Here is a 13,017-nt window from a genome sequence, read left to right as displayed (position 1 = left end):
TAAGGCTGTCGCCGCGCGGCTCGCCCGATGCTTCGAACACGCTTATGACCCCGGGCGTGCGGCGCGTGCGGCGCGCTGGGACAGAGCGGCGAAGGCGTCACGCAGTGGGTCCGGGCCGATGACCTCGATTTCGGTGTCGAAACGCGCCAGCGTCGCGGCGAGTGCGGCCCAGGACCAGGAACCGGTCAGCAGTCTGGTTCGGGCGGGGCCGAGTTCCTCGACGATTCCGTCGCCGGCGAACGGGGCCACCTGTGCGGCGGGGAGGTCGAGGATCACCTCACCGCGACAGGGCCAGATGTTCGCGCTGTCGGAGCCTTTGAACCGGGCGGACAGGAACGCGGCGACGTCGCCACCTGGCACTTGCCTGGGGGTGAAGCGCGGCCCGTTGGGGACGCGCAGCGCCATCCGTTCGGCACGATAGATCCGCCAATCCTGCCGCTCGGGATCCCATCCGATCAAATACCAGCGTCCACCCCGGACCACGAGGTGGTGCGGCTGCACCCGCCGTGCCGGTCGCAACCCGGGATCCTGCGGCCCTGCCGCCGACCGGTAGTCGAGCCGCAGCTCCTCTGCGGACCGGACGGCGGCGCTCAGTGCGAGCAGAACGGCGGTGTCGACCTGGGGATCGGCTCCGCGTCCGGCCGATTCGACCGCGGTCACCTCGAGGGCGTCGACGCGCTGCCGAAGGCGGGACGGCAGGACCTGCCGCACAGTCGCCAAAGCGCGTGCGGCGGCCTCTTCGATACCCGCTCCCGTCCCGACCGCGATCCGCAACGCCACCGCGAGCGCGACCGCCTGTTCGTCGTCGAACAGCAGCGGGGGCAGCTGGCTGCCCGACCCGAGCCGATAACCACCCTCGGGTCCCTTGACCGCCTGGACGGGGTAACCGAGCTCGCGCAGCCGATCGATGTCGCGGCGAACCGTGCGTTCGCTCACAGCCAGCCGCTGGGCGAGCAGTATTCCCGGCCAGTCACGGCGGACCTGCAGCAACGACAGCAGCGAGAGCAGGCGGCGGGAGGTCACCTTCGAAGAGGCGGTCGGCATGGTGACCAGGCTGCCATAAATAGCGGACGTTCTCTGACCGGTACTGCTGACAGGGTGGCGTTGTCGCCGGAACCCTCCGGCGGCGAAATCACCTCCGAAGGGACCGATCACCATGCCGGTAAACGCTGTCGCCCACTTGAACTTCCACGGTCAGGCCCGTGCGGCCCTGGAGTTCTACCAGTCGGTGTTCGGCGGGCAGACCACCATCGCCACCTACGGCGACTTCGGGATGCCCGCCGAGTTGCCCGACGCAACCAAGGTGGTGTTCGGTCAGGTCATCGCCGACAACGGCTTCCGGGTCATGGCCTACGACGTGCCCGGTGCGGACGCACCGGTCGCCCAGGGCGCGCCCACCACCCGCCGCGCGAACGGCGCCACCCTCACCACGGAACCGTTCTTCCTCTCCGTCCGCGGCGACACCGTCGAGGAGGTCGGCGCGCTGTGGGAACGCCTCGCGGACGGGGCAAGCGTCATCGAGGAATTCGGCCCGGCGCAGTGGGCGCCCGGGTTCGGGATGCTGCGCGATCGCTTCGGCATCACCTGGATCCTCGACGTCGCAGCCGAGTACGCCCAGGCCTGACGCCATAACCCCGGGGTGCGACCGATCCGGTCGCACCCCGGGGTGCCCCTCGCGCGAAATCGGGATAGCCAGCAGCACAGGCAGTTTCGGGTGCCTCCAGCGAGCCGCGCGTGGCGCACACGCCGCTCGGCACGCACGTCGCGCTCGACCTGACGGCCACTTCGGTCAGCATCCGGACCGAGGACGGGAAATGAGACTTCCAGGAAAGGTTATGAGCGAGGGTAGTGACTGGTAGCGACCTGTATTCAACCGGTCTGTATTCCCCTGATCGCCTGGTGTTGGCGGCGTCGCCGCCAGCGTGACCAGGCCCAGATGTGGTCGGCAGCATGGCGCGGGGTGAGTATGAACAAACTGGCCGGTGCATTCCAGATCGTCATTCGACCTGGATCGACTCGAGCGCGGACCAGTGGAGGTACCCCATCATCTGGGGCTGGGTGATGCAGGAGCAGCATCGCTTCGACCAGGCCGAGGCCCAACGCACTTTCACGGCCGAGGCTCCGGATCGGTTCTGGTTGGCAGACATCTCCGAACATCGGACCACCCCATCATCGGCGGTGGTCCGGTCGAACGGATCATCAGGGTGGCGAATCGCGGTTCAATGCCATGTCACTCCCTATCACCAGCAGCCGCCCAACCGGCCAGCGGCGCGTCCGGATCCGACAGCCGTCACCGATGCGGTGACATTTTGTTCCACCGGGCGAAACTTGCGGACGGCGGCCTGGGCCAGCCCTCTCGGGCGATCAGACACGGGCCACTTCGATGATCGCGACGGCGGCACCGAGTGTAGCTATCCCGAGATGGCCGATGACCCAAAGGTGTTCGAGCCGGATACGGGAGAGCAATTTGTAGTTGCGTTCGTGGCTGAGCCGGTTGGCCAGCCAATCGTCTTCGATGAACAATTCGGGAAAGAGTGCGTCCAGCCGCTTGCGCAGGCGCTGCGCGGCGTCCATGTGCATCTTGAAGCGTTCGAAGTATTTGGCGGAAACGAGCGCGCCGAACAACCCAAGTGCGCAGACACCCCATGCCACGACACTGTCGAGTCCGTTGTCCTTCTGCACCGCGACATAACCGAGTCCGCCGATGGCGCCGATGACCACGAGGATGGTGATGATCGCACGGTGGTTCTCGGATTGACGGCCCTGGGCCCGCTGTTCGCCCCACATCCGGAGCAGGACATCGGCGCTGTCGGGCGACTGCGACACTCGTTGCTGCACGCGCCTTTCAACAATCGATTCCGCAGCAGGGCGCGTTGCCAGCGGCGGATCGATCAGCCCGTTCGACCGCCCTTGAACCCGTTCCCATTCGATTCGCCAAGCATCGACGTCGCCGTCGCAGGCTCTGACGAAAGCCTCGGTCGTCTCCCACGTGGGCAGGTGGTCGCCGCCCGCGGCTTCCGACAGCGCCGTGCGAGAACGACCGGTCATCCGAGCCATTTGGAGATACTTGGGATTACCGGCTTCCACGCGCAGCCGCCGTAGCTCGGCGGCGAAGGCTTGAACGGGGCCGGCCGAGGGGTCGAGAGGGCGCTCCGGGCGTGGCATGGCACGGTCCTCCGGGACAGCTGGTACGAGGGCGAGATCGTCGTCCGGGATTCTAGTCGTTCGGTTCCGCCCACTTTCGGACCACGCTCTCACGCTCGGCCGCGAGGACATGTGTCGTCGTCTCGCGGCAGATATCTCGCCCCGCAACCGCTGCGCGCCAACTCGACCAGCGGAGCCAGCCAGACCCGTCACGAGCTGCGGCGGGGCGTGTGCCGCTGTTGGACGATCACCGGATCGACGAGTTGACCGCAGCCACACTTTGTTGACCGTCGGCGGGCCCGGCAAATCGTTGTCGCCAGTACAAACGAGAACTGATCACATCGGGAGTACTGGAGGGAGGACAGTTGCGGTTTCGACTGCTCGGTCAATGGGCTGTCCACGACCACGAGGGAACCCCAATACTGCTGCGGCCGAAAGAGCGGCATCTGTTCGCGAACCTCGTGCTGTTTCTCGTAGAGAAGGAATATGTCGCAAAGTCGGAGCTCCACGAAAGCGTCTGGCCCGGGGAACGATTCAGCAGGAAGCTCGACAGCCAGCTGCACAATCTGCGGATGAAACTCCCGGAGGACGTGCCGACCGCCTTCGACAAGTCGCAGGTGTGCCGATTGGCGGTGGGCCGGGAGCAAGTCGACGTGTGGCGATTCCACGACCTGTGTGTCCAGGCACGGAAGCGGCCGGACCTGTGGGAAGAGGCGGTCGGCCTGTGGCCCGACGGCGCGACCTCGCAGCTTCCCGACGAACACCCCGCCTACCGTCTTCTCGAACAGAACCTGCGCCGAGGACTGCACGCGCTCGCCGCTCGGCGGATCGCGGCCGGTGACGCGAACGGCGGAGAAGACCTGCTGCGCCGACTCCTGAAATACGAGCCGGAGAACGAACAGGTCTGGCTGACCTTGATCGAGCTGACACTCGAACGTAGCCGCCCGGCCGCGGTACTCGTCCTCCGCGACGCGGAGACCGCCATGAAGGATCTCGGAATCGACGCCGACCGCATCGGTCGACAGGGACGCGACCTGATCCAGGCGACGGCGATTTCCCAGACACCCGAGGTACGGGTTCCGGCCGGTCGCAGCCCGGCACCGGTACACCGGCCCGATGAGGTGAAGGGGATACTGGGCCGCCTTCGGCGAGCCGCGGTCGTCGGTGTCGACGGTGCACCGGGAACGGGGAAGTCATGGTTGGGCACGATCGCCGCCGAAGGATCCGGCTACGAGGTCGTCCGGTGGACGTTCGGCCGCGAGGCTGCCGCCGAGGCCGGTCCGCTGATCGGGGCGATCGCGGACCACGTCGCACGTAGCGACATCGAGGTCGCCGCGCGCCCCGTGCCGGGTTCGGCCGACGCGATCGCGGAAGCCTTCGACCGGGTACCGTCGCTGCTGCTGCTCGACGACATCCACCGGGCAGTCCGAGACAGCGCGACCATGGCCTTCCTCTCCCGGCTGTTCGATCGGCTGCGCGCGACGGACAGTCGCAGCCGAGTGATCGTGATCGGACGCACTGTTCCGGCGCGACTTCTTGGCGAGGACATCCCCGTGACCGTGGGCGGCTGTACCGAAAAGCAGTGCCGGGAATTCGTATCCGCGGCGGGTGTGCGGCTGACGGACCGCCGTTTCCAGCAGTTGCACCTGCTGACTGCCGGGAATATCGCGCTGCTTCGCCTGTTCGTCAAACACGTTCTTCACCACGCAGATGGCGAGGCCGACGTCGATCGAGCGCTGTCGAGACCTTCCACTTGCAAGGGGGTGTACGACTACGTGCTCGCGAATCATCTCGGCGAAGTGACGTCGGTGGTGTTCCCGTTGGTGCTGGCGATGAGCGTGGTGCGCACTCCGCTGCCCGTGTCGTCGCTGTGGGAAGCGGCGCGTGGGCTGTTCCTCCCGCCGATCGAGACCGTCGAACTTCTTGTTCGGCAGCATGTCCTCGAGACGGTGCCCGGGACCGGCCGGAGTTACCGGCTGGCCGCGTCGGTCCGTGCGGTCCTGCTCGACACAATGCTCGACGTCGACGCGAGCGCCCAGCATGCCATTGCGGCGGACCTCCAGCGGGCTAGCGGGCGGATCGGCGAACAACTCCACCATCTCCGCGCCGCGGGCCCGACGCCCGGCACCGTCGACATCGTGAATCGCACCTGGGGCGCTGCGGTGGTCGGCGGTTTCGGCGCGGAGCTGCTCGACGTGCTGAACGACTGGCCCGTCGCGGCCCGCGTCGCCTATCCACGAATCGCGCTGGTCCGGCACGAATTGACACGATCGCTCACCGCTCTCGGCGGTCCGGGGCAACACCGCGATCCGAGCGGATCAGCACCGGGCGCCGCAGAGCGACCGCCGCACCGCTTGGTGCGGTGACAGATCCGGCCACAGCGTTGTTGTCGGCGTCGCGTGAATCGCCGCGACAATGCGGCTCAGCGTGACCACCCGAGCACGGAATCCGGCCCGTCCGAGCAGTGTCGTGAACTCGTCGGTGCCGAGGGGCCATTCGCCGTATTCCGACAATTTCCGCAGTGCGTCGCCCCGGCTCAGGTAAGGATAGAACGTCTCGGCGACCGCGGCGCGCATCTGTGTCCGGTCGAGCGGCGGCTCGGGCTGGATCTGGTCTGCGAGCAGCAGGATCCCCCGCGCAGCCAGGATCCGCCGGAATTCCTGCAGTACCCGTAGTTGCCGTGACGGTGGAACGTGGTGAATGGTGAAGGTGGATACAACGATGTCGAATGAGCCGGACTCGAAGGGCAGGGCGGCGTTGTCGGCCTCGACGAGCGTATATCGTCCGGCGTGGCTGGGTTCGATCCGTTTCGCGACCGCGTCCAGCATGCGGGGAGCGATGTCGCAGCCGACGATCTCCGAATCGGGGTGCAGGTTCTGGATGAGACGTTCGAGCGCTCGGCCGCTGCCGGTCCCCGCGTCCAGAGCGGTGCACGGACCCTGCGGTAGCCCGTGCAAAAGTTCGTCCAAAACGGCGCTACGAATCGGAGCCTGCAGGAAGTCCGCGTCGTAGGCCATGGCTCGGTTGTCCCAGTGCCGTCGGCGGTGGGCGAGCGTCGGTTCCTCCCGAAGCGATCGGGTGTACGGGCGGTTCGTCGCAGGCATCAGATTCTTCTCACGTCGACGGGATCTCGTCCGCCGCAGTATTTCGACAGAAGTTCGACGAGACGTTCTTCGGCCTGCATCAGTTGCGCATGCGAGTGCATCGGACTGCCGTGCACTACGAACAGGCAGTCCGTCGTGCTGGCGTCCACCTTCGATTTCTCGCACTGACGGACCTCCAGGCGACACAACACATCCTCGTCGTCCAGGTAGGCATACTCGCCCGCCGATACCTCGACGGGCTCTTCGGCGCCGAGCGGCACGAAACGCTCGGCACCGGTAGTCATCGCCAGACGCAGGTTCCCCGACAGCTCGGCCAGGTCATGAGCCCCGAAAGCCAGCCGTGTCTCGGCGGAGACGAGATTGTAGATGTCGACGAGCGCGTTGATCCGGGGCAGCCTTCCCCGGCGATGCAGTGCCCGCAGCAGCACCTCGGGCGCCGCGAGTTCGCCCTTGGCGGCACCGCCCAGGGAGGAGTGCACGTCACGGAAGGATTTGAGATATGGCTCGTGTTTCAAGGTGTCGATACTCGACGCGTGCAACAGGGCCTGTTCCACGGATTCGATCTCGGCGCTGAGAGCCTCGCTGTGGCTCCCGGGTACCTGCAGGCCGGACACGGCGAACGCGATCGCCTTGATACCGAGCTCTTCTACCCGGGACTCGACTTCGAGTGTAATCAAGCGTTTTCCTCCTGGTTGTGGTGGGCCGGGCGATAGCCGGGGGTCACTCCGAGGCGCCGAACCGTTGGCGCCATGCCTCGACCTGTTCCTGAAGTACCTTCGTGAAAAGAATGCCCGGATTGGTGATCCGAGCCCCGGCGCGAATCCGGTTCAATTCGTGATCGGCTCCGGGCCAACCGGTTCGGGCAGGGACGTCGTGCACTGCCGCGCTGATCGCCGCCGCGGTCTGCGGTATCACTGGTGCCGATAGAACCGAGATGGCCGAGATGAGGTTCACCGCGGTTCGCACGGTCGACGCCGCATCGTCGGGGTCGGAGGATAGAGTGTGCCATGGTCGCTTGACATCCCAGTACTGATTGCCCAGTGACCAGATATGTCGCAATTCCGCCGCCGCCACCCGGAAATTGAGCCCTGTCAGCGCCGCGGTATACCGGGCGATCCCCGTGCGCACCTCGTCGGCCAGCTGTTCTTCGGGGGCTCCTGGCGTTCCCGCGGTCGGCACCTCGCCCGAGAAGTGCTTGTCAGTGAATGTCAATACTCGATTGACGAAGTTTCCCAGCACATCGGCAAGATCTTTGTTGACAGTATCCGCAAAGATTTCCCAGGTGAAATCGACATCGTCATTCTCGGGCGCGTTGGCGATCAGGAACCATCGCCAGTAATCCGGTGGCAGCAACGCGATGGCATCGTCCATGAAGATTCCCCGACTCGCACTCGTCGAGAACTTTCCGCCGTAATAGGTCAGCCAATTGAACCCTTTGATGTAATCCGGCAGTTTCCACGGTTCAGCGCTACCGAGCAGCGTGCAGGGGAAGCTCAGGGTATGGAACGGAATGTTGTCCTTCGCCATGAACTGCGTGTAGACGACGTCGGCGGCGTTGTACCACCACGATCGCCAGTCGCGATGGTCATCGGTATGCTGGCTCGCCCATTCTCGGGTCGCGCCGATGTACTCGATCGGCGCGTCGAACCAGACGTAGTACACCTTGTTCTCGAATTCCGGCCGGTCGACCGGGACACCCCATTCCAGATCCCGCGTTATACACCTGTCCCGCAGTCCTTCGTCGAGCCACTTCCGCGCGATGGACGTGGTCAGCGTCGGCCACGCCCGCCTGGTGTCGATCCAGCGGCGCAGCCGGTCCTCGAACGCGCTCTGCCGGAGGAACAGGTGCCGGGTCGTCCGCACCTCCAGGTTCGTCGCACCGGAGAGCGTCGATCGCGGATCTACCAGTTCGAGCGGGTCGAGCAGCCGACTGCACGACTCGCACTGATCACCGCGCGCCCGTGGGTACTGGCACTGGGGACAGGTCCCCGTGACATATCGGTCGGGCAGGAAACGACGGTCCGATGGAGAGTAGAGCTGTTTGATCTCGCGTTCCTCGAGATATCCGTTGCGGTCCAGCCGATCGGAGAAGTATCGGGTGAGCTCGTGGTTCTCCGGTGAGGAACTGCGTCCGAAATGATCCCAGGACAGCCAAAATTTGTCGCCGAGTCCGCGCTGTCGTTCGAACTGCGTGTCGCAGTACTCCTTGACGCCGACGCCCGCATTGATCGCCGCTACTTCGGCGGGCGTGCCGTGTTCGTCGGTGCCGCAGACGAACAGCACCTCATGGCCCTGCGCTCGCAGGAAGCGGGAATAGACATCCGCGGGCAGCATGGATCCCACTAGATTCCCCAGATGCTTGACCCCGTTGATGTACGGAAGGGCGCTGGTTATCAGGAATCGCGACATGTAGCTCCTCGGTGACGTCGGGGTACCAGCCGGTGCATCATCGGTTCGGGCTCGACTCGAGGCCGAGTGCTCGGGCCATTTCCGCGGTGTGGCGGGTCTGCTCCCAGGGAAAGGACGGCTCGGTCCTGCCGAAGTGGCCGTACGCGGCGGTGTCGACATAGATCGGCCGGCACAGATCCAGGTCGCGAATGATTCCCGCCGGACGGAGATCGAACAGTTCACGCACGACCTTGGCGATCTTTTGCGGATCGGCCCGCTCGGTTCCGAAGGTCTCGATCATCACCGAGACGGGTTCCGAAACTCCAATGGCGTAGGCGACCTGCACCTCGCACTTCGTCGCGGCACCGGAAGCCACGATGTGTTTCGCGACCCAGCGCATGGCGTAGGCCGCCGAGCGATCGACCTTCGAAGGGTCCTTGCCCGAGAAGGCGCCACCGCCGTGCCGGGCCACGCCCCCGTAGGTGTCGACGATGATCTTTCGGCCGGTCACGCCCGCATCGGCGTACGCGCCGCCCAGGACGAATTTGCCGGTCGGATTGAGGATGAGGCGCAGGTCATCGTCAAGAAGCTCGTCCGGTATCGCCGGCCGAACGATCGACTCGAGAATTTGATCTCGCAGATCCCCTCCGACGTCCACCGCGGCATCGTGCTGAACGGAGATGACGACGGCAGGCACGCCGATGGGCTTCCCGTCTGCATAGGCGACGGTGACCATCGCCTTCGAGTCGGGTCGCAATCCCGCGATCTCGCCGGCCTTCCTGGCTTTAGTCGTGCCTGCCGCCAGTCGGTGCGCGACAGCGATCGGCAGCGGCATCAGTTCGGCCGTCTCGTCGCAGGCGTAGCCGTACATCATGCCCTGGTCGCCCGCACCCTGATCGAGGGCGTTCGCGTTGTCGACGCCCTGCGCGATATCCGGGGATTGGCGAACCAGTGCGGTCAGCACCTGGAGGTTGCCGGGTTCACACGCGAAGGAGTCGCGATAGGCGTCGTCGGTGTAACCGATTCGCTCGATCGTCTTCTCGATCACCTCGTGCGGATTGACGAGAGCGGTGGTTCGGACTTCCCCGGCCACGACAACGAGGTTCGACTTCAATGCCGTTTCGACCGCGACACGGGAGGCGGGATCCTGCCGCAAACATTCGTCGAGGATGCCATCGGAGATCTGATCCGCGATCTTGTCGGGGTGACCTTCGCTGACCGATTCGCTGCTGATGTAGTGAGACATTGCCTACCTCGATGGGGGTCGCTGGAGCGTTCGCCGCCAGCGTCCACGTCGAGTGTCGAAACAGTGTCGAAATGGTCGGAAGTCCACGCCGAACCCGGAAGTGGCGATTGCGCGTCTTCGACGGTACTTCGACGATCGCAGCCGGACTGATGCCGAAACCCCGAGCGGGTGTTCCCGATCGAGCTAGAGTCGCCGCGTGCCGCGCAGTCCCAAGAACGAACCTGCCCACACTGTGTCTCGCGATACCGCCCCGCACGAATACCGGATGACGAATCCTCCGCCCAAAACTGCGGGCGACTTCTACCACGTGTTCCTGTGCTACAAATCCGAGGATCTCGCCATCGCTCACGCCCTCTACTCCGAACTCGTGGATCGTGGAATGCGGGTGTTCCTGGATGTCATCACCGGCGAGGACTGGGCGCCGTTGTCGGCTTCGATCTCCGATGCGCTGGCGCACTCGCGCACGCTGGTTGCGTTGATGACGGAAAACTTTCCGATCAGCCCGCACTGCCGTGAGGAATTGCACGTCGCGTTGCTGGCGTCGCACTACCTCGACGACGGAGACACCTCGCGGGTGATGGCGATCGCGCGTGGGATTTCGGCCGACGAGGTGCGGCCCAAGCAACTGACCGTTCACCGGCTGCCCTTCGGTGGCCTGCCACCCGGTGAGCTGGCGGGCACTATCATCGCCAATGTCGATGCCCACTACGGGGTGTTCGGGGATGCCCCGACAGGGATGCCACAGCCGGACTGGTATCCGCGCGAGCGCCCGACCGAGCGATTCTTCCGCGGTCGCTATGCCGAGTTGTGGGATATCCACTCGGGATTGCGTGCGCGGCAGCGCACCCGGGATCGCGGGCTTCCCGTGGTCTCCGTGACCGGTGCGGGAGGCCAGGGCAAGACGTCGGTGTGCCTGCATTACGCACGCGTGTTCGGGCGAGACCATCCCGGTGGGGTGTTCGTACTCGATTTCGGCGGCAGCGGCGACCGCAGTGACGCACAGTCACGGTATGCGCTGCAGAGCCGCTACCAGGAACACCTGGCCGAAATCGCGAAACGTCTGGAGGTCGGCGGACCGGAGGATGTCGCCGCGAAACTGGAACAGCGGGGCTGGCCCTATCTGTGGATTCTCGATGACATCCCCGCGGCAGCGGACCCGGAAGATGTGGTAGCGATGTGCGCGCCGACCGCGGCAGGCCGAACGCTGGTGACCACGCGCAACCCCGAACGGTACGCCTCCGCCACCATCGCGTTGGACCGACTCGATCCCAGCTCTTGCGTTGGCCTGCTCACCGCGTATCGGCCGGCGCAGCGGTCGGAGCGAGGCGCGGTCCGCGACATCGTGTCGATACTGGGCGAGCATCCCCTGGGCCTGACCATCGCTGCAGGACTGACCACCACCGCGGAGTTCACCGGGTATGCAGAGCTGCTCGAGCAGCTATCCTCCACCGAACCCGACGAACTCGAAATTGCGCAGTGGACACCGGACCTCCCTGCCGGGTGCGCTGTTCCGTTCAGCCGCACCGTGCTTCGTTCCTTCCGGACGCTGGGCCGCGCCGGTCAAGACGTACTGAGCGCGGCCAGCACCCTCGCTGCGGCGCCGATCCCGCGCGCCTTACTCGCCTCGATCGTGGCCTCGGTGACCGATGCAAGCGAGCAGGAGATCGGCGCGGGAATCGCGACTGCTTCCGCGCGCAGCCTGCTCGAAACCGACGGTCCGGACTACCGAATGCACGCGCTCGTCGCGCGAGCGGTTCGGCTGCTGGCTCGACCCGCGCCGCGGCGCAAGCGGTTCCGGGATGCGGGGCTGATCGAACTCACCGCTGCAATGGAGAACACCCGCGAGAGTGGAAGGCACCCACAAGTCAGGAAGTATCTCCCGCACATTCGTGCTGTCGCCGGGTTCGGCGTAGCGGGTGATCGCTGGCAGGTGGGCGACGACGAACTGCACTTGCTGAACGAAGCAGGGCGAGTACACATCGACCTCGATCGTCGAGCGTTGGAGATATACCAGCTGCTCTACGACGCCTGTCCGGTCGAAGCGGTCGGTATGCACACCCACTGTGTCGCTCTCAATGGGCTGGCCGTGGCGCACGAATACTCCGGCGAATACACAACCGCGTCGACCCTCGAGCACCAGCTGGTAGACCTGCTGACGGCCGAATGCGGTAAGGACGCTCCCGAGACACTGACCGCACTGAACAATCTCGCCGTCCTACAACACAAGATGGGCCACCACGACGAGGCATACGACATGCAGGTGGAGGTCTACCGAGGACGGCGACGTCACCGTCGGCTCGGGCCCATGCACCGTGAAACGCTGGTCGCCTGGAATAACCTCGCCATCTACCGCGGCCACCTCGGTCACTCGCCGGAGCAGCGACGTTTCCATCGACGTGTCGCGCACCGCCTGTGGATCGCGGCTTGCGACCGTTGGTCTGCTGTCGCCCGACCAGACGACCGGGACGCCTTGGACGCACTCCACGGTCTCGGGTTGAGTTATCGGGCGCTGGGGGACCGCGAGCGCGCCTTGCCGATCATCACCGACGTCTACGAGCGGCGCTCACGGACACTGGGGCTCGACCATCCCGACACACTGGATGCCATGGAGAACATGCTGATCGTGCAGGAGGAGATCGATGAGCGAGACCGGTGACACCTTCGACTTGCTGCTGTGGCGTCGTCTCGAAAACCAAGGCCCCGATCATCGCGACACCATGGGGACGCTGGCGAATCTCATGCGCGGGCGCTTGCGCGGTGGCACCGCTGCGGACAGCGAGCTTGCCGACCTGCCGGAGACCGTCACCGCCAATGGTGTCCGCCTCGCTGGCGATGGAGTCGATGACGAGATCGACCTGATCGAAGCGGCGATGGCACTGCACGGACATCGCGCCGAGGCCTTCGGCGACGAGGACCCGCGCACCCTGGTCGCACGCAGCTATCTGGCCTACGCGCTGGCCTTCGCCGATCACCTCGACGGGCAACTCGAAGCCGCCGCAGAACTCGCTCAGGATGCCTACGAGGGATTGGCCGACGCCGCCGAAACCGGGGATGTCGGCCCGCACGATGTGCAGGTCGCGAACCTGATACACCAGTGGATCGCCGAGCGCCTCGATCAGGACGGCTGAGCGATCT

At 65.4% G+C, this 13,017-nt stretch carries 10 protein-coding genes; 4 read left to right on the top strand and 6 right to left on the bottom strand.

Annotated elements, in window-relative coordinates:
- Window positions 1–42: 42 nt before the first annotated feature.
- On the bottom strand, window positions 43–1,044 hold the full coding sequence (locus NA4_RS06525) for a helix-turn-helix transcriptional regulator (RefSeq protein WP_067465438.1): 1,002 nt from the start codon (window positions 1,042–1,044) through the stop codon (window positions 43–45).
- 112 nt (window positions 1,045–1,156) lie between these two features.
- On the opposite strand from NA4_RS06525, the gene NA4_RS06520 reads away from it, so the two are divergent.
- Complete coding sequence (locus NA4_RS06520; RefSeq protein ID WP_067465402.1) at window positions 1,157–1,624, top strand: VOC family protein; 468 nt, start codon at window positions 1,157–1,159, stop codon at window positions 1,622–1,624.
- Between the two features lie 740 nt (window positions 1,625–2,364).
- Here NA4_RS06520 and NA4_RS06515 read toward each other — a convergent pair.
- Window positions 2,365–3,165 (bottom strand): helix-turn-helix domain-containing protein, encoded by an 801-nt coding sequence (locus NA4_RS06515; protein WP_157128844.1) that lies wholly within the window; start codon window positions 3,163–3,165, stop codon window positions 2,365–2,367.
- 551 nt (window positions 3,166–3,716) lie between these two features.
- Here NA4_RS06515 and NA4_RS06510 point away from each other — a divergent pair.
- A complete protein-coding gene (locus NA4_RS06510) occupies window positions 3,717–5,510 on the top strand; it encodes an AAA family ATPase (RefSeq protein WP_157128843.1) in 1,794 nt (597 codons plus the stop codon).
- On the opposite strand, the gene NA4_RS06505 is transcribed toward NA4_RS06510, so the two are convergent.
- The 4 genes from NA4_RS06505 to metK all read right to left on the bottom strand — a co-directional run bounded on the left by NA4_RS06505 (window position 5,463) and on the right by metK (window position 9,882).
- The gene (locus NA4_RS06505) at window positions 5,463–6,248 is read right to left on the bottom strand and encodes a class I SAM-dependent methyltransferase (RefSeq protein WP_067465393.1); all 786 of its coding nucleotides are present in this window, start codon (window positions 6,246–6,248) and stop codon (window positions 5,463–5,465) included. The two genes, NA4_RS06510 and NA4_RS06505, sit on opposite strands and share 48 nt — an antisense overlap.
- Complete coding sequence (locus NA4_RS06500; protein WP_169810989.1) at window positions 6,248–6,862, bottom strand: B3/B4 domain-containing protein; 615 nt, start codon at window positions 6,860–6,862, stop codon at window positions 6,248–6,250. Before NA4_RS06500 ends, NA4_RS06505 begins: the two co-directional genes overlap by 1 nt.
- Before the next feature lie 106 nt (window positions 6,863–6,968).
- Window positions 6,969–8,657, bottom strand: coding sequence for a methionine--tRNA ligase (metG, locus tag NA4_RS06495; protein ID WP_067465387.1), 1,689 nt, complete (start codon window positions 8,655–8,657; stop codon window positions 6,969–6,971).
- Window positions 8,658–8,694: 37 nt separating this feature from the next.
- Window positions 8,695–9,882, bottom strand: a complete 1,188-nt coding sequence (gene metK, locus NA4_RS06490) for a methionine adenosyltransferase (RefSeq protein ID WP_067465384.1) — start codon at window positions 9,880–9,882, stop codon at window positions 8,695–8,697.
- Between the two features lie 265 nt (window positions 9,883–10,147).
- Between metK and NA4_RS06485 the strand changes: the two genes are divergently transcribed.
- Together NA4_RS06485 and NA4_RS06480 are read left to right on the top strand one after the other, a co-directional pair.
- Window positions 10,148–12,538: a tetratricopeptide repeat protein gene (locus tag NA4_RS06485; protein WP_157128842.1), complete on the top strand. Its 2,391-nt coding sequence runs from the start codon at window positions 10,148–10,150 to the stop codon at window positions 12,536–12,538.
- On the top strand, window positions 12,522–13,010 hold the full coding sequence (locus tag NA4_RS06480; protein WP_067465378.1) for a hypothetical protein: 489 nt from the start codon (window positions 12,522–12,524) through the stop codon (window positions 13,008–13,010). Before NA4_RS06485 ends, NA4_RS06480 begins: the two co-directional genes overlap by 17 nt.
- Window positions 13,011–13,017 lie beyond the last annotated feature (7 nt).

Source organism: Nocardia amamiensis NBRC 102102 (assembly GCF_001612745.1).
Lineage (GTDB): Bacteria > Actinomycetota > Actinomycetes > Mycobacteriales > Mycobacteriaceae > Nocardia > Nocardia amamiensis.
This window is presented reverse-complemented; position numbering and strand designations above follow the sequence as displayed.